This window comes from Aeromonas sp. 600479 (assembly GCF_049175515.1).
GTDB lineage: Bacteria > Pseudomonadota > Gammaproteobacteria > Enterobacterales > Aeromonadaceae > Aeromonas > Aeromonas veronii_A.
This window is the reverse complement of the sequence record NZ_JAAKVF010000006.1, coordinates 131,391-147,206: the sequence shown is the minus strand read 5'-3', so window position 1 is coordinate 147,206 and position 15,816 is coordinate 131,391. Positions and strand designations below refer to the sequence as shown.

The window sequence follows — 15,816 nt, the reverse complement described above, 5'->3', positions numbered from 1 at the left end:
CTTAATAGTTAATAGATGGCGATACGCCACTTTTGCCACAGGATGGCCATCATGGTGGATGATATACAGAGGCCGCGAAGTCACTTCGCCGAGCGAGCTCATTATCTGGCTGCGCTGCTGGATTCGCTGGAAGACCAGATATCGGTGATAGACCGGGATGGCGTGATTCATTACACCAATCTCGCTTGGGATCTGTTTGCCGAGCAAAACGGCATGCCCCAAGGGTATGACTGGCTCGGGGTTAACTACATCGGGGTGTGTGACAGCTCTGACGAGCCGCTGGCGCGCAGCGCAGTGGAGGGGATCCGTCTGGTGCTGCGTCGTGTTCAGGAGAAGTTCTATCTGGAGTACCCTTGCCACAGCCCCGATACCCAGCGCTGGTTTATGATGAGGGTGGCGCCAGTGATCGGCGTCGATGACGAATTTTATGCCATTGCTCATATCAATATCACTGAGCGCAAACGGCTTGAACTGGAAGTCGCCAACCTCTCCCAGCATGATCCCCTGACCGGACTGGCCAACCGGCGGTTGTTCAACAGCTTCCTGCACAACGAGTGGCGCCGCAGCGTGCGCGAACATACCCCGCTCTCCCTCATCATGCTGGATCTGGATAACTTCAAGGCGTGCAATGACCATCTTGGTCATCAGATGGGGGATGGCTCCCTCCAGCTGGTGGGCCATCTTCTGCAATCCTTCTGCCAGCGCCCGGCGGATTTGCCCTGTCGCTTTGGCGGGGACGAGTTTGCCCTGATCCTCGGCAATACTGACAGGGAGGCTGCGCTGACACTGGGGGAGATGATCCGCGAGGCCATCAATGAGCTCGGCATAGTGGTGAAGGAGGAGATCCGCCTTAGCGCCAGCATTGGCATTGCCACACGCAACAGCGATCTGCCGCTCGCCAGTGAAGGGGATCTGCTGGCCGCTGCCGATGCCGCGCTCTATATCGCCAAGGGGTCGGGCAAAAACCGCAGCCATAGCGTCAGCTGCTAGCAATTCACCGGCATCATGTTGTCAGGCCCCCGTTGCGGGGGCTTTTGTTTTTACAGGGGTTAGCGTTCCGGGCGTGGCCGAGATAGGCGTGGGGTGAGTGGCGACCACCAGCTTGACGAAGTTGTCGCGAATGGGGTCGGCAAACAGGGGATTCCATACCAGGCTGACCTCCCACTCGGAATTGGGGCCAGAGAGGGGATAGAGGGTCACGTCGGGACCGGCAATAAAGCTGACGCTGCGCGGCAGGATGGCGTTGCCGATACCGGCGGCCACCAGCGCTACCAGAGTCTGGATATCCTCGGCCTCCTGGATCATCCCGGTCAACCGGTTGGCGCCGAGAAAACCGGCGATCTGCTGGCTGAGGCCGGGGCAGCGGTGGCCCACCATCTGCAGCAGCGGCTGGCTGGTCAAGGCTTGCTGGAGATCAAACGCAGCCGGATCTGGCTGGGTCATCCGGGTTGGTACCGCAAGTACCAACCGATCAATCAGCAACCTGTGCTCGCGTAGCTGCGGCAACTGCGGGCGGCGCATAAAGCCAAGCTGGAGCTGGCCGGAGAGCAGCTGCTCCTGCTGGATGGCAGAGGGCATGTCCTGCAGATGCACCATCACATCGGGCTCCTGCTGCTTGAAGCGGGCGACCAGCGAGGGTGCCAGTGCAAAGCTCGACAAACCAAAGCCAATCTTGAGCCGACCGGCAATCCCGCTCGCCACCGCCAGGGCATGGCTCTCGAACTCCCGCCCGTGCTCGACCAGCGCACTTGCCTGGGTCAACAGCTGGGCGCCGACAGCGGTCAGTTCGGCACCGTGACGACCGCGATTGAACAGGGTGCTGCCGAGGGTCTGCTCCAATCCCTGGATCTGCTTGGTGAGGGCGGGCTGGGTAATGAAGAGGCGATTGGCCGCTTCCCGGTAGTTGGCGGTCTCGGCCAGCATCACGAACGCCTGCAGTTGTTTGAGGTCGAATTTCATTCCGTTTGATTATCGAAGGTGGCTATTTGCTCATTATAAATTATCTAAACGCCCTGTTCTAATGGCGCTGAAGGGGAGTCGAGTCCCCTCCGGTCTGGAACAAGGAGTCATATCATGTCTACCCAACGCTATCTCTTTTTGATGAAAGGCACCTTGGTGCTGGCCCAACCGCTGGCCGCGCCTGAAACGGGGGAGCTGCTTGCCAGCCTGCTGCAACAGGGTTTTGTGGTCGGCCCGCTGCAGGTCTGGGCAGGCAGCGCCGAACAGGCGCTCGCCTGTTATGAACGTGCCGCCCAGCAGCAGGCTTTTGCCGATGCGCTGCAGGGAGCTGAACCTGAGCTGGCGGGAGTATCGGCATGATTACCGGCATGAGTTGCGAACCGGGCGTTTGTATGAGCGGCACAAAAACCGTGGCGGTCGCCGCCCTGCTGCTCGATATGGATGGCACCTTGGTCTGCTCGACCGACGATGTGGAGCAGGTATGGCGGATCTGGTGTCGTGAGCATCAGCTCGACCCCGAGCCGGTGCAGGCGATGTGCCACGGCATGCGCTCGCGGGAGGTGATCCGGGCGCTGGCCCCGCAACTGGATGTGGAGCGGGAGGCGGCGCGCCTCGACGAGCTGGAGATGCTGCACACTGGCGGCGATGCCATCGCCGGATGTGGCGAGTTGCTGCGCCGCTTGCCACCACTGCGCTGGGCCATCGTGACCTCCGCCAGTGAGCGGGTTGCCCGTCACCGCCTGCATTGTGCCGGTTTGCCGCTGCCCAACCTGCTGGTGGGGGCCGAAGCTGTGGTCCATGGCAAACCCGATCCCGAGCCCTATCTGCTGGGGGCTGAACGGCTTGGCGTCTCGCCCGCTGGTTGTCTGGTGTTCGAGGATGCCCCGGCCGGTATCGAGAGCGCCCTGCACGCAGGCTGTGCCGTGGTGCAGGTGGGGGGCGATGCGCCGCTCAATCCGGTAGTGGTTGCGGTGATCCGCGACTGGCGCGAGGTGAAAGTGGAACTTGGAGAGACATCCCTGCTGGTGACGCTGCCCGCCTGAGCGGTGGAGATAAGGGGTTGCGGCCGCATATTGCGGTATGAACCATCGTCATCCGCACCCGATGTCGCAATAAAAACGCCCCCGAACTGCGGGGGCGTTTTGCTATCTGACCGTTATTTGAAGACGCGAAAACGGGTAGCGTCGTCGATAAAGGTCTTGTCGCCAGCCGCTTGCTTGATGCTGCCAAAGGGCATCTGGGCGCGCAGTAGCCAGCTGGCGGGCAGGTTCCACTCCTTGCGAACAGCCTCGTCGATGAGCGGGTTGTAGTGCTGCAGGGATGCGCCGACTTGCTCCTGCGCCAGCGTCGTCCAGACCGCAAACTGGGCGATGCCGGTGGCATGTTCCGACCAGATGGGGAAGTTGTCGGCATAGAGGGCGAATTTTTGCTGCAGATCCTTGATTACGTCGGTGTCTTCAAAGAACAGCACAGTGCCAAAACCTGCGCGGAAGCTGCCATCCACCTTGGCCTCACTCTGGGCATAGGCTTCCGGCGGCACAATCTTTTTCAGCTCGGCTTTGACGATATCCCACAGCTTGTGGTGCTGGGCGCCAAACAGGATGACGGCGCGGGAGCTCTGGGAGTTGAAGGAGGAGGGGCTGTGCTTGATGGCATCCTGGATCAGGGCCGTCAGCTGCTCCGGCGTATGGGACACCTGGTCACCCAGGGCATAGATGGTACGACGTGCTTTGATCTGCTCGATAAACGGACTGCTCATAACATCTCCTTTGCTTGATAGTCACCGGGCGCCAGCCTTGTGGCCAGCCATCCCCTGTTGTTCAAGCTATAGACTATACCACCCGATTATCTTCTGGGCGTTTACATGCAGTGGGTTCACTTTCAACCGAGGGTAAAAAACCGTCTACAGGCGACCGGATTGATCGCCTGTAGACGGAGTAGGTTTAGTTGAACAGCAGGTAGGAGAGGGTCATGCAGCAGATGATGCCCGAGATGATGGGCACCGAGGTGCGCTTGATGATCTCGATGGGGTTGCTGCCGGTGATCGAGGCGATGACGATGATCACCGCGGCGACCGGCGACATGGAGCGGATCAGGTTGGCGGTGAGCTGCATCGGCAGGGCCACTGACACACTGTTGACCCCGACTTTCTCGGTAATCTCGGGAATGATGTTGATAAAGGAGTAGAAGACCGCCAGCCCGCTGCCGCTGATAAAGCCGATCAGCGCCGCCGTGCCGGAGAAGAAGAACATCAGGATCGAGCCGACCCCGTCGATGTGCTTCACGCTCTCCACCAGGGTATCTATGATGCCAATAGCTTTCAGACCCTCCACCAGCATGCTGGCTGCCACGATAAGCGAGACTACCTGAGCCAGACCTGTCCCCATACCGGTAAAGAAGATGGCGAACTCCTTGCTGGTCTCCTTGATATTGCCTTTGCGCAGCAGCTCCACCCCGATAGTGAGCAGCAGGCAGACGAAGGTAATCTCCACCAGCCCGAGGGAGATGTGGGTGAAGCAGACGCCAAACAGCAGTACCAGCACCAGCGGCAGCACAGGGAAGAGGCCGTAGTAGGCGGGGGGCAACCCAGTGGGCACGGCGAGCGATTCATCTTTCTCTTCCAGTCCACCGCGTGCCTGTTGGCGCTTGTCCATCGCCTTCTGCCAGAAGTAGTGCACCACCGCCATCAACGCCAGCGTGGGCAGCGAGATGGGGGCGTGGTAGGAGACGATATACTCCACCAGCGGGATCCCCAGTTTCTCAGCGGCCAGCACGTTATCGGCCCCCAGCGGGCTGGGCATGATGGTGGCAGTGGTGGCGATGACGGCCCCGGCAGTGAGGGAGGACATGTTCGACGCCTTGAGCACCGGATAGAGGGTGGCCATCAGTAACACTGCCAAGCTGGCGGCACTGGGCACCACCAGCGAGAGCAGGTTGCCCAGCAGGAAGATCACCGGCACCAGCAGGTAGGGGGAGCGGATGTGGCTCAAGGGGCGGGTGAGCAGCATGACGGTGACGTCGTTGGCGCCGATGTGGCTCATGTAACTGGAGAAGCCGAACAGCACCATGATGGTGAGACCGACATTGCCCATCTGGCTGATGAAGATCTGCTTGATCTGGACGAAGGGATCGAGCCAGCTGAGGCCACTGCTATCTGCGGCGGGCAGCAGGGTGTGGCCCAGTCCGACGGCGGCAAACATCAGTAGTAACCCGGCGCCAAACAGCACTATCTTGGCATCGTAGTTTTTGGCGATGAGATAGCCGCAGATGATCAGGAGCAGGGTGCTGACAATTATTTCCAGCATGTTTCAAACACTCTCTTCTTGATGTGAATTGACCAGCAAGCTGGCGGTTCGGGATCAGATGGCGCGGGCAAGGGTCTCCATGCACCAGGCTCTGAATCCGGGCACGTCGATATCGAGGCACACCTCGGCATTGGGTGGCCGCTTGAGCCGGTTGTTGATATCCACCGAGGTAGTGCCCAGAGTGTGTTCACCTCGGGTTTCGATGGCCACATGGCAGGCTCGGGTGATAAAGAGGTCAGGGCGCACCAGATAGGCGATGGCGCAGAGATCGTGCATCTTGAGCCCAGTCTGCATGCTGCCACCGCGATAGTGGCCAAACAGGGCGTGAAGCATGGCACCGGTGCGGTTGAGGGCGGGCAGCTCTGCTATCATCTCGCCAGTCAGGGTGGCCCGGCTGGTGACGTCTAGCCCGCACATCACGATAGGCAGGCCGCTGCTGAAGACGATGTGAGCGGCCTCTGGATCTATGTAGATGTTGAACTCGGCGTTGGGGGTGTGGTTGCCTCGACTGGCCGAGCCTCCCATCAGCACGATCCGCGCGATCTTCTCCCGGCACTCTGGGTGCAGGGTGAGCAGCAGGGCGATATTGGTCAACGGCCCGATAGGCACCAGGGTCATGGCCTGTTCGCTGGCGAGCAGGGTGGCCTTCATGGCTTCTACGGCATGCATTGGCAGCGGTTGTTGCCCGGGCTCGACAAACTCGTAACCATCGAGGCCGGAGTGACCGTGGATATGGCTGGCATTGTCGAGGGGGCGCACGAGGGGCTGGCTGGCCCCTTGTGCCACCGGCACCTGTTTGTTGAAAAAGTGCAGCAGGCGCAGGGCGTTGCGTGTGGTCTTGCTGACCTCTACGTTACCGGCGACCGTGGTGACAAGTGTCAGCGCGATCCCGGGGTGAAAGAGAGCGGCGGCGATGGCAACGGCATCGTCGATGCCGGGGTCGGTATCCAGAATAATCGCGACAGGGTTCACGCTGTTCTCCTCGGTGTTAATCGGCTTGGCTGGCATCGTGGGGCCAGCAGCAGATGAAGGGGTCGACAATCTCGCGGGTCAGGCCATCGGTGAGACCAAGGTCGGTCAGGTGGGGCCCCGCATTGCAGGCGAGACAGGTTCCCTCGATGGCCTTGAAGACCCGGTAGGGGGGCTCCCACTCCGCCACCTTGCCGCTCACTTCGCGCAGAGCGTGGAAACTGGCGGCCAGCTCGCTGGCCGCCAGGTCGGAGAGCATGCCGGCGATGGGCATGGCAACGTGGGCCAGCACCTCACCTTGCTGAACGACCGCCATGCCGCCCCCGCTGGCGATCAGGGTGTTGGCGGCCAGCATCATCTCTTGCGGGTCGCGCCCCAGCACCACCAGATTGTGGGAGTCGTGGGAGTAGCTGGTGGCGATGGCCCCTTGCAGCTCGCCCCACCCTTCCAGCAGCGCCAGCCGGGTGCCCGCCTGATGGCGGCCATGGCGGTGTTGCACCGAGATGAGGCTAAATCCTGCCGGCACAATCACCTGACCATCCCGAACCTCAACCTCGGTTTCACTCCACTGGGTGAAGCGAGCCCCCTTGATGGTCTTGAAGCGGGCACGCCCCGCAGTCAGCCCGGGTACCCGAATGACAAAGTCCTCCGGCGTGCGCAGGGGGATCTGCATGGTATCGCGCGGCACCTGACAACCTGCGACAGGCTCGGAGGGCGTGAGAATGGCGCCATGGCGGGCGACCCGCTGGCCGCTGCTATAAACGAAGATCGGATTCAAGTCGGTGAGGTTGTCGAACACCACCAGATCGGCGTTGCGGCCAGCGGCAACCAGCCCCAGATCGTTGCGCTGCAGGCGGATGGCGGCGTTGAGGGTGGCCATCCGCAGCACGTCGGGCGCCGCCAGCCCCAGCTCAACCAGCAGTTTGACCAGCGCAATCATGCCTCCCTTCTCCAGCAGCATGTCGGGCGGCACATCGTCGGTACAGAGAGTGATTTGGGAGGAGAGGTGGGGCAGCTGTTTCAGCGCCGCGACGATCTCCGGCAGCAGATAGGGGTGGGAGCCGCGCAGCTGCAGGGTAAGCCCGGCCCGCAGCTTCTCCAGCGCATCGGCAGCCGAGGTGAGTTCGTGATCCGAGCTTACCCCGGCGGCCAGATAGGCTTGCAGCCGGTTGCCACTGAGGCCCCTGGCGTGCCCCTCAATCAGGGCATTGCGCTGCAAACCGGCGTGCAGGATGCCGGTCATCCGTTCGCTGCCGCCCAGCACCCCCTGCATGTCCATCACCTCGGCGATCCCCGCCACCTCCGGCCACTCCAGCATGGTAGCCATCTCGGGGCCGTGGAAGTCGGCGCCAGACATCTCGAGACCCGGCGTCGAGGGGACGCTGGAGGGGGCGGCGCAGATGATCCGCAGTGGCAGATTGCGGCTGGCGTCGATGGCGTAGCGCACCCCCGCCAGCCCGAGCACATTGGCCAGCTCGTGGGGATCCCAGAAGATGGTGGTGGTGCCCTGGGCGACCACCACATCGGCGTAGCGCTCCGGTGTCAGGTGGGAGCTCTCCACATGGACATGGCTGTCGATCAGACCGGGCGAGAGATAGGCGCCAGCCAGGTCGTGGGTCTCGTGTGCCTGCTGGAAGGTGCCGACCGGATGAACGCTGGCGATCAGCGGGCCGACCAGCCCCACGTCGACGGGGCGGATCTCGCCAGTCACCATGTCGACCAAGTTGGCGTTGGTCAGCAGCAGATCGAAGGGTGCTTCGCCGAGGGCTGCCTGCACGGCGCGGCGGCGCGAGTTGAGGGATGCATCTTGTTCACACATGAAGGAGATGGCCTGACAAGGGGAATAATGGGCCCACTTTAGGGAGGGGATTGGCCCGTGCATAGCGCAAAGAATTTATAACTGGATAAGAAAGGGTTATGCTGCTGCAAACGTTTTTCTCCGGTTGTCGATTTCATGTCCGAACCTTGGCGCCGTCTGCCTGCGCTCTCTCTCAAGCAGATCCAGTATTTTGTCACCCTGGCCCAGCTGCGCCACTTCACCGAAACGGCCAATCAGATGGCCATCAGCCAGCCTGCTCTGAGTAGTGCCCTGCGCCAGATTGAATCTGTACTCGGCGGCAAACTTTTTCACCGCACCGCGCAGGCGGTCACCCTGACCGAACAGGGGGAGGCGATCCTGCCCCACGCCAAGGGGCTGCTCAATGTGGCCCACGCCGCTTTTGCCGATATGCAGCAGGTGATGGCAGAAGGTGGTGATGGCACCCTGCGCATCGGTCTGATCCCGTCGGCCTGCACCCTGATGTTTCCGCTGGCGGCCGCCCGTCTGCAGCAGCAGTTCCCGGGCTTGCGGGTCGAGTTTCAGGATCACACCAACGACGGTCTGCTGCAGGCGCTGGCCGAGGGGTCTCTGGATGCGGGGATAGGCGTGCTGGATGGCGAGTTGCCCGATTCGCTGGAGGTGACGCCGCTGCTGGACGATGCGCTGGTGGCGGTGATCAACCGGCAGGATCCGCTGGCAGGGGAAGAGGCCATCAGCTGGCAGGCGCTGACCCGCCGCGACATCGCCCTCTTTGCCAGAGGCAACGTCAGCCGGCAGGTCAACGGACTGGCCCAGAGCCAGCTGCCCGGGCTCAAACCCAGATACACCACAGATTATGTCGAGACGCTTTACGGCCTCGTGCGTTCCGGGCTGGCGGTTGCCATCCTGCCCGGGCTCTATGCCGCGCACCAGTGCGATCCCCAGCTCAAAGTCGTGGCGTTGCACGAACCGGTGCTGAGCCGCACCCTGGCCCTGATGTGGGCGAAGGGGCTCTCCCGTTCAACCCGTATTGATGAGGGGCGCGCGTTGCTGCGTCAGGTCATCATGGCGCAGTACGCCGCATCCTCCTCTCGCTAACCGGCTGCAGGGCTGGTGACAGGAGCTGTCCGATGGCCGCTTGACTCTGACAGGAGCAAGTTGTTGCAACTGCCTTTGGTTGCTCTCCTCCACTTCTGATATTTCACCGGTTTCCCCTTCTGATTCAATTCGTTGCATCGGTGGCTCTGCCTGCATTCCTGATTTGGCGCGACTTGAGTAGCATAGGTGGCGATTGCCTCCCATCTGGCGCTGGCCACGCTGCTTTGTATAGTGCCGGTGGAATTAATCAGGTTTGACAGGAGTACCCATGGAGATGAATTCGCGCGCGCTTCGCGCACTGGCCCTGTTGGGCGCCTTGCTCGCTGGCAGTACGACCGTGCACGCCTCCGAGACCCTCAATACCATTCTCGGTGGCGGCGCAGGCGGGGTGGCGGGCACCATGATCGGCAAGGAGTTGGGGGGCGATACCGGTGCGCTGGTTGGTGCGGCCATTGGCGGCGCAGCTGGTGGTGCGGCGACGGCCAACAAGGGCAACAAGAATGAAGCGGCCCTTGGCGGCGCGGTGGGGGCGCTGGGCGGTGCTGCCATCGGCAAGAGTGTCGGTGGCGATACCGGTCAGCTGATCGGCGCCGGGGTCGGCGGGGCGAGCGGTTCAGCCATCGGTGCCAAGACCGGCGATGGCCACAAGAGCCAGGATCGTTATTACGATGATGACGATGATCATCACCATCACAAGCACCACAAAAAGCACAAGAAGCATAAAAAACACAGATGGCATGACGACGATTGATGCGTGTGCAGTGAGTGAGTGCGGAAGATGCAAAACGGGGCCTGTTGGCCCCGTTGTGCATTGTGTGGTGACTCGATCGTGCAGTCACACCAGCCGGTGCTGGCGGCGACCGGCGGCAAAGGCGTTGATGTTGTCGATCAGCTGGTCGGCCAGCCGCTGCATCGACTCCTCGCTGGCCCACGCCACATGTGGGGTGAGGATGAAGTGGGGGTATTGCAGCGCCTTCATCAGGGGATGGTCGGGGGGCGGCGGTTCGACGCTTGCCACATCGAAACCGGCACCGCCGAGGCGGCCGTTGGCCAGCGCCCGCAGCAGCGCCTCCTCATCCACCAGACCGCCACGGCCGACGTTGATCAGCAGGGCGCCCGGTTTCATCAAGCCCAGCTCCCGCTCGCCAATCAGGTTGCGGGTGTAAGGGGTGAGCGGGCAGTGCAGGCTGATCACATCCGAGCTTTGCAGCAGCTCGTCGAGCGGCAGGCGATCTTCGTCGTGGCTGCCACCGATCTGGCTCTGTGCATAACGCACCGTCATCCCCATTCCCTTGGCCCGCTCGCCGAGCGCCTGACCGAGGGTTCCCTTGCCGATGATGCCAAGCTGCTTGCCGTGCAGATCCATGATGTTGTGGTCGAAGAAGCAGAACTGACCGCTCTGTTGCCAGCGCCCCTCCAGCAACGACTGGCGCCAGCAGAAGAGGTTGCGCGACAGGGCCAGCATCAGCGCCATGGCGTGTTCCGGCACCGAGGGGCCCGAGTAGTTGCGGATATTGCACACCCCGACGTTGGCGGCGCGGCACGCCTCCAGATCCACGTTGTCGCTGCCGGTGGCGGCGAGCGCTATGAGTTTGAGCTCCGGTAGCTGGGCCAGCTCGGCGGCGCCGATCCGTACTTTGTTGATGATGGCAATACTGGCATCTTTCAGCCGCTCGACTACCTGTTCCGGGGCCGTGCTGGGATAACTCTGCCAGTGGTGGGGGAAGTCGGGATGACGCAGGGTGATGCCCGCATCCAGGGTATCGCTGTCGAGAAATACGATTTGCTGCATGGTCCTTCCTGCCATTTTTCCGGTGTCGAGGGATCATGATGCCAAACAGGATACAGTCATTGCCAGCTCGCCGCTGTGTCATGACTGGGCTTTATCCGGCAGATGTGAGCTTGCGCGCTTTATTGCGCCACGCTAGCGGCCGGTTTAGAGCCAGCCCAGATGGTTGAGCCAGCCCTGAATGCGGGTGGGGGTCTCCTCCAGCTCCATCAGGGCGTAGGGGCGATAGTTGAGCTTGTGGCTGCGCCGGCTCTCGGTTTGGCGCGCCTCGGCCGCCAGCAGCGGCCAGCGGCCGCCATCCTCCTGATAGAGATCCAGAGTAGGGATGGAGCCCTGCGCTATCTCTTTTGCGAGGATCTGGTTGCTCTGCTGGTCGGGGAAGAAGCCATCGAGCAGCACCAGCGCATCGGGGGCGGGCAGCTGTTCGCTGGCGATAAGGTTGGCGGTCCAGGCGGCGCCGGTGCCTTGCGCCAGGATCAGCTTGAAGCCCCCCTCCTGCAGCTTGGCATCGGCCAGCTTGCTGATCCGCTCGGCAAACTGCTTGCGAAACTCATCGCTGTTTTTCGCTTTTTTCTCGGCGGCTGGGTCCAGTTCGGTCTGCTGGGGGGAGGGCAGCAGCAGCAGGGTATCAAAGCCCAGTCGGCTGAGGGCGCGAGTCAGTTGCCAGAGTTGGCCGCTGCGCTGCCAGTCGGGCAGTAAAATGGCGAGCCCCAGATAGTTTTCACTGTCGTGTTTGGCGAACAGCACCGTCTGCTTGTCGATCTGGGTAGCATCGGGCAACCCTTTCCAGTCGCTGGCTTGCCAGTGGTCGAGGGGCATAGGTTTGGCAACGGGGGGGGCGACCTCGCTCGCCTCTGCCCCATGGCCAGCCAGCAAGGTCAATAACAGCAGTGATAAGGATAATCTGGCCATAGTGTGCTCCCCCGGTTATCTGGGTTAGCGGCGGCGGCGGGATTTTCTGAAGGCGGGCGGTGTGATGGCAACTCGGAGGCAATAAAAAAGCGAGCCGGTGGCTCGCTTTTTTGTAATCAATTCAAAGCGGTCAATTAGTTGACGCGACGCTTGAATTCGCCGGTGCGGGTATCGATTTCGATCTTGTCACCGATCTCTACGAAAGCGGCAACAGCCAGCTCGTAGGTAGTGCCTTTCAGACGGGCAGGCTTGGTCACTTTACCGGAGGTGTCGCCACGGGCAGCCGGCTCGGTGTACTCAACTTCACGCACGATGGTGGTCGGCAGTTCTACGGAGATGGCTTTCTCGTTGTAGAAAGTCACTTCGCAGATGTCTTCCATGCCGTCTACCAGGTAGTTCAGCACGTCACCCAGGTTGTCTTTCTCTACGTCGTACTGGTTGTACTCGGTGTCCATAAAGACATACAGGGGGTCGGAGAAGTAGGAGTAGGTGCACTCTTTACGTTCCAGCTGAACAACGTCCAGCTTGTCGTCGGCCTTGAAGACGGTCTCGGTAGCGCTGCCGTTCAGCAGGCCCTTCAGCTTCATTTTGACCACGGCGGAGTTACGGCCGGATTTGTTGAATTCAGCCTTTTGAACCACCATCGGCTCGGTGCCGATCATGACTACGTTACCAGCGCGGATTTCCTGTGCGGTTTTCATGTAAAAAATTCCTGTTCGTGAAACGGACGGATAAAAACTGCCAGATTATATACGGCTTTCTAAAAATTTCACCAACCGTGTGACGAGATCCCCATCCCGGAGCAACTTCTGTGACCAGCTTCGCCCATGTTGCTGCCAAATGGCGCTATATCGTGGCCATTGGGTCCAAAGTTCGCGGCAATCTTCACCACGGTTGAGAGCCAGATTAAAGCGGCGCAGCCATTGGCCGCACTCGGCGGGTAGATCGGATAAGTAGTGGTCAAGGAACTGCTCCAGCTTGACCAGATGGGCCTCCTCCTCCTGTTGGTAGATGTGCCAGAGGAAAGGACGTGCTGCCCACTGGGCCCGCACGAAGGAGTCCTCCCCGCGCACCAGATTGAGATCGCAGCTCCACAGCAGTCGATCGTAACCGGCCTGATCGGTCATCGGCAGCAGCTTGATGGTGAGGTTGCCCGAGTGGAGCAGATCCCCCGCCCTGGCGGTGGTGATGGTATCTTCAAGGCTCGCGCCGCGCAGCACATCTTGCAGCGAGCGCCCCAGCGGCAGCAGCAGGGTGACGGGCGTGGTGCTCTGGCACCAGCTCTCGACCAGGCTTTGCAGTGCATCGCTCTCGTAGGTAAAGAGACTGACCCGCAGCTCGTTCTCTTGTCTGGGCGGCAAACCGAGGCTGGCCCAGTAGGCGGTAAGTCCCGCATCATCTTGCTGCCACCGCTCCTGTTCGGCGATGAGGTCGTGCTCGCACAAAAGGCCGCCGGTTTTAGCGGTAAAGCCTGGGAAGAAGAAGTATTTGTTGAGGCTTTTATTGCCAACCCGCTGGGGCGAGGCGAGGCCGTGGCAATCCTCTACCCAGCTCTCCGCCGAGAGGTACTCCAGATTGATCCAGCATGGGGGGCTGGGTTGGCTCGCCATCAGCTCTATGAAGAGGTTGGGCAGCTCGCAGGCAAAAGCCTCGATCACCACTCTGGCCGGGGTCATGTCGGTCGGCAGGGTCTCATGCCAGTGCTGGATATAGATGCCATCGACCCACTGGCCATCCTGCGCTGGGTCGAGCTTGGGGCAGATGCGGGCGAAACTTTCCAGATCGTCCACCCAAAGCCGCACCTGAACCTCATTGCCATGTGCCGCAATATTCCCCTCCCGCTTTAACTGGCGGGCAAGTCGCCAGGTGACGCCGATGTCACCGAAGTTGTCGACGACGCAACAGAAGATATCCCAGTCAAACGGGGGCAGGGGAGTGGTCATGGCTCGGGGTTCCAAATGCAAAAAACCGGTGCGCAGGGTAGCACACCGGTTGACTGGCTTCTAACCGTCAGCGCGTGACGGTCGCTGCGGCAGGTTACTCCTTGCCGTAGACGTTGTTCTCTTGCTCACGTACCCGGATAAAGGTGGTGCGTTTGGTGAGCTCTTTCAGCTGGCTGGCGCCCACGTAGGTACAGGTGGAGCGCACGCCGCCCAGAATGTCGCGCACGGCGTTCTCGACCGGGCCGCGGTAGGGCAGCAGCACGGTTTTACCCTCGGAGGCGCGGTATTCGGCGACACCACCGGCGTGCTTGTCCATGGCGCTGGAGGAGCTCATGCCGTAGAACTTCATGAAAGGCTCACCGTCTACATCGACGATCTCGCCACCGCACTCCTCGTGGGCTGCCAGCATGCCGCCCAGCATCACGAAGTCGGCGCCGCCGCCGAAGGCTTTGGCGACGTCGCCCGGGCAGGTGCAGCCGCCGTCACCGACGATCTGGCCGCCGAGGCCGTGGGCCGCATCGGCACACTCGATGATGGCAGAGAGCTGAGGGTAGCCGACGCCGGTCTTGACGCGAGTGGTACAGACTGAGCCCGGGCCAATACCGACCTTGACGATGTCGGCGCCGGAGAGGATCAGCTCTTCGACCATCTCGCCGGTCACCACGTTGCCCGCCAGAATGACGTGGTTGGGGCAGGCTTCACGAATTTTGCGCACGAACTCGACGAAGTGTTCGGAGTAGCCGTTGGCCACATCGACACAGATGAAGCGCAGCGCTTCGGACATGGCGAGGATTTGGCGGGTCTTGGCGAAATCTTCAGCCGAGGTGCCGGTGGAGACCATCACATGGCCCAGCAGCGCCGGGTCGGTCTCGTTGACGAAAGCTTGCCACTGCTCAAGGCTGTAGTGCTTGTGTACCGCGGTCATCATCTCGAAACCGGCCAGCGTGCGCGCCATGGCGAAGCTGCCGACGGTATCCATGTTGGCGGCGATAACGGGTACGCCTTGCCATTGGGTCTGAGTGTGTTTGAAGGTGAACTGACGGGTCAGGCTTACTTGGGAACGGCTCTTGAGAGTAGAGCGCTTGGGGCGGAACAGGACATCCTTGAAACCGAGCTTCAAGTCTTCTTCGATACGCATTACAAATTCCTTATTGAGCCTTGTTGAAAGTCACTTTTGCAGTGGCAAATTTTCGGCAGGCGCAAAAAAACCGGTGGTTTTCAGGCCCTCCGGTTTACAACAGTGTAGGCAAAAATCCCTTCAGAACAAGACTGATAATTTGTAAATCCTTGTGGTAGCCTTTGGCGTCACAACCTGAGGTTAACCACCAGTTTCATCCAGCACCGTTCGGTGCCTTGCTCTCCTGCGATATTCCCGCTCGCTTGGGCCGCCGTTCGGCCACTCTTTGTCGTCTCTCTCCTGACCCGCCAGATATTATCCAACTAACTGAAATAAATCGGATTGACCCACAATGGGACTGTGGTAGATCTGGGCGCAGGATTGACAAGGCAGGGCAGTAAAATGGGCAAGATGATGGTGGGGATCACCCTGATGCTGGCACTGTGTGGCAGTGCGCTGGCTGAGACCCCGACCACCTATGGCTGGATCGAGAAGGGGCTTATTTTGCCTACCGGCGTGGCGGTAAAGATGAAGCTCGACACCGGGGCGCTCACCTCTTCCCTCGATGCACGCTCCATCACCAGATTCAAACGGGATGGCAAGCCCTGGGTGCGCTTCATGCTGGTGGTGACCGATGCCGACAGCGGCAAACTGGTCAAGCAGCAGTTCGAGAGGCGGGTCGAGCGCAGCGTGACGGTACGTGGGGCGGGCGGCATGGAGCAGCGGCCAACGGTGACCATGTCCATCTGTCTGGGGGACAAGGTGTATGAGGAGTGGTTTACCCTGCGGGATCGCAGCAAGATGATCTATCCGGTGCTGCTGGGCCGCCGCTTGCTGGCGGAGCTGGGCCCGGTGGATGCCAGTCGAACCTTTACCGTGCAGCCAGATTGTCATTGAAAAAAACAGCCCGCATCGCGGGCTGTTTG

Annotated in this window: 16 protein-coding genes; 6 read left to right on the top strand and 10 right to left on the bottom strand. The window is 61.0% G+C overall.

Going from position 1 to position 15,816, the window contains the following annotated elements; translation table 11 throughout:
• Positions 1–51: 51 nt before the first annotated feature.
• The gene (locus G5149_RS09260; RefSeq protein WP_421212313.1) at positions 52–990 is read left to right on the top strand and encodes a diguanylate cyclase; all 939 of its coding nucleotides are present in this window, start codon (positions 52–54) and stop codon (positions 988–990) included.
• 21 nt (positions 991–1,011) lie between these two features.
• Here G5149_RS09260 and G5149_RS09255 read toward each other — a convergent pair whose 3' ends face one another.
• A complete protein-coding gene (locus G5149_RS09255) occupies positions 1,012–1,959 on the bottom strand; it encodes a LysR substrate-binding domain-containing protein (protein WP_421212312.1) in 948 nt (315 codons plus the stop codon).
• A 114-nt stretch (positions 1,960–2,073) separates the two neighbouring features.
• Here G5149_RS09255 and G5149_RS09250 point away from each other — a divergent pair, with 114 nt between their 5' ends.
• Both G5149_RS09250 and G5149_RS09245 read left to right on the top strand, forming a co-directional pair.
• Entirely contained in the window at positions 2,074–2,319 is a 246-nt protein-coding gene (locus G5149_RS09250) for a hypothetical protein (protein WP_005348031.1), read from the top strand.
• Between the two features lie 32 nt (positions 2,320–2,351).
• Positions 2,352–3,002, top strand: coding sequence for an HAD-IA family hydrolase (locus G5149_RS09245; RefSeq protein ID WP_421212311.1), 651 nt, complete (start codon positions 2,352–2,354; stop codon positions 3,000–3,002).
• 113 nt (positions 3,003–3,115) lie between these two features.
• On the opposite strand, the gene G5149_RS09240 is transcribed toward G5149_RS09245, so the two are convergent.
• From G5149_RS09240 to G5149_RS09225, 4 genes are all read right to left on the bottom strand, one after another.
• Positions 3,116–3,718, bottom strand: coding sequence for a nitroreductase family protein (locus G5149_RS09240; RefSeq protein ID WP_421212310.1), 603 nt, complete (start codon positions 3,716–3,718; stop codon positions 3,116–3,118).
• A gap of 184 nt (positions 3,719–3,902) precedes the next feature.
• Positions 3,903–5,264, bottom strand: a complete 1,362-nt coding sequence (dcuC, locus tag G5149_RS09235; protein WP_421212309.1) for a C4-dicarboxylate transporter DcuC — start codon at positions 5,262–5,264, stop codon at positions 3,903–3,905.
• A gap of 54 nt (positions 5,265–5,318) precedes the next feature.
• Entirely contained in the window at positions 5,319–6,236 is a 918-nt protein-coding gene (gene rihC / locus G5149_RS09230) for a ribonucleoside hydrolase RihC (RefSeq protein ID WP_421212308.1), read from the bottom strand.
• 16 nt (positions 6,237–6,252) lie between these two features.
• Positions 6,253–8,052, bottom strand: coding sequence for an adenine deaminase (locus tag G5149_RS09225; RefSeq protein ID WP_421212307.1), 1,800 nt, complete (start codon positions 8,050–8,052; stop codon positions 6,253–6,255).
• 135 nt (positions 8,053–8,187) lie between these two features.
• Here G5149_RS09225 and G5149_RS09220 point away from each other — a divergent pair, with 135 nt between their 5' ends.
• The gene (locus G5149_RS09220) at positions 8,188–9,129 is read left to right on the top strand and encodes a LysR family transcriptional regulator (RefSeq protein WP_421212306.1); all 942 of its coding nucleotides are present in this window, start codon (positions 8,188–8,190) and stop codon (positions 9,127–9,129) included.
• 268 nt (positions 9,130–9,397) lie between these two features.
• Complete coding sequence (locus tag G5149_RS09215; RefSeq protein ID WP_421212305.1) at positions 9,398–9,880, top strand: YMGG-like glycine zipper-containing protein; 483 nt, start codon at positions 9,398–9,400, stop codon at positions 9,878–9,880.
• Between the two features lie 84 nt (positions 9,881–9,964).
• On the opposite strand, the gene G5149_RS09210 is transcribed toward G5149_RS09215, so the two are convergent.
• The 5 genes from G5149_RS09210 to G5149_RS09190 all read right to left on the bottom strand — a co-directional run bounded on the left by G5149_RS09210 (position 9,965) and on the right by G5149_RS09190 (position 14,911).
• Positions 9,965–10,921 carry a D-2-hydroxyacid dehydrogenase gene (locus tag G5149_RS09210; protein WP_421212304.1) on the bottom strand — a complete coding sequence of 319 codons (957 nt, stop codon included), beginning with the start codon at positions 10,919–10,921 and terminating at the stop codon, positions 9,965–9,967.
• 144 nt (positions 10,922–11,065) lie between these two features.
• Positions 11,066–11,830: a DUF3530 family protein gene (locus G5149_RS09205; RefSeq protein ID WP_421212303.1), complete on the bottom strand. Its 765-nt coding sequence runs from the start codon at positions 11,828–11,830 to the stop codon at positions 11,066–11,068.
• 134 nt (positions 11,831–11,964) lie between these two features.
• Positions 11,965–12,531, bottom strand: coding sequence for an elongation factor P (efp, locus tag G5149_RS09200; protein WP_005362323.1), 567 nt, complete (start codon positions 12,529–12,531; stop codon positions 11,965–11,967).
• A 45-nt stretch (positions 12,532–12,576) separates the two neighbouring features.
• Positions 12,577–13,773 (bottom strand): elongation factor P maturation arginine rhamnosyltransferase EarP, encoded by a 1,197-nt coding sequence (gene earP / locus G5149_RS09195; protein WP_216961267.1) that lies wholly within the window; start codon positions 13,771–13,773, stop codon positions 12,577–12,579.
• Between the two features lie 94 nt (positions 13,774–13,867).
• Positions 13,868–14,911, bottom strand: a complete 1,044-nt coding sequence (locus G5149_RS09190) for a GMP reductase (protein ID WP_005348017.1) — start codon at positions 14,909–14,911, stop codon at positions 13,868–13,870.
• Positions 14,912–15,292: 381 nt separating this feature from the next.
• Here G5149_RS09190 and G5149_RS09185 point away from each other — a divergent pair, with 381 nt between their 5' ends.
• Positions 15,293–15,787, top strand: coding sequence for an ATP-dependent zinc protease (locus tag G5149_RS09185; RefSeq protein ID WP_421212302.1), 495 nt, complete (start codon positions 15,293–15,295; stop codon positions 15,785–15,787).
• The last annotated feature ends 29 nt before the right edge of the window (positions 15,788–15,816 follow it).

Bases quoted from the DNA above. Each gene is read 5' to 3' on its own strand.
- G5149_RS09260 (WP_421212313.1), top strand. From the start codon at position 52: ATGGTGGATGATATACAGAGGCCGCGAAGTCACTTCGCCGAGCGAGCT.
- G5149_RS09255 (WP_421212312.1), bottom strand. From the start codon at position 1,959: ATGAAATTCGACCTCAAACAACTGCAGGCGTTCGTGATGCTGGCCGAG.
- G5149_RS09250 (WP_005348031.1), top strand. From the start codon at position 2,074: ATGTCTACCCAACGCTATCTCTTTTTGATGAAAGGCACCTTGGTGCTG.
- G5149_RS09245 (WP_421212311.1), top strand. From the start codon at position 2,352: ATGAGCGGCACAAAAACCGTGGCGGTCGCCGCCCTGCTGCTCGATATG.
- G5149_RS09240 (WP_421212310.1), bottom strand. From the start codon at position 3,718: ATGAGCAGTCCGTTTATCGAGCAGATCAAAGCACGTCGTACCATCTAT.
- dcuC (WP_421212309.1), bottom strand. From the start codon at position 5,264: ATGCTGGAAATAATTGTCAGCACCCTGCTCCTGATCATCTGCGGCTAT.
- G5149_RS09225 (WP_421212307.1), bottom strand. From the start codon at position 8,052: ATGTGTGAACAAGATGCATCCCTCAACTCGCGCCGCCGCGCCGTGCAG.
- G5149_RS09220 (WP_421212306.1), top strand. From the start codon at position 8,188: ATGTCCGAACCTTGGCGCCGTCTGCCTGCGCTCTCTCTCAAGCAGATC.
- G5149_RS09215 (WP_421212305.1), top strand. From the start codon at position 9,398: ATGGAGATGAATTCGCGCGCGCTTCGCGCACTGGCCCTGTTGGGCGCC.
- G5149_RS09210 (WP_421212304.1), bottom strand. From the start codon at position 10,921: ATGCAGCAAATCGTATTTCTCGACAGCGATACCCTGGATGCGGGCATC.
- G5149_RS09205 (WP_421212303.1), bottom strand. From the start codon at position 11,830: ATGGCCAGATTATCCTTATCACTGCTGTTATTGACCTTGCTGGCTGGC.
- efp (WP_005362323.1), bottom strand. From the start codon at position 12,531: ATGAAAACCGCACAGGAAATCCGCGCTGGTAACGTAGTCATGATCGGC.
- earP (WP_216961267.1), bottom strand. From the start codon at position 13,773: ATGACCACTCCCCTGCCCCCGTTTGACTGGGATATCTTCTGTTGCGTC.
- G5149_RS09190 (WP_005348017.1), bottom strand. From the start codon at position 14,911: ATGCGTATCGAAGAAGACTTGAAGCTCGGTTTCAAGGATGTCCTGTTC.
- G5149_RS09185 (WP_421212302.1), top strand. From the start codon at position 15,293: ATGGGCAAGATGATGGTGGGGATCACCCTGATGCTGGCACTGTGTGGC.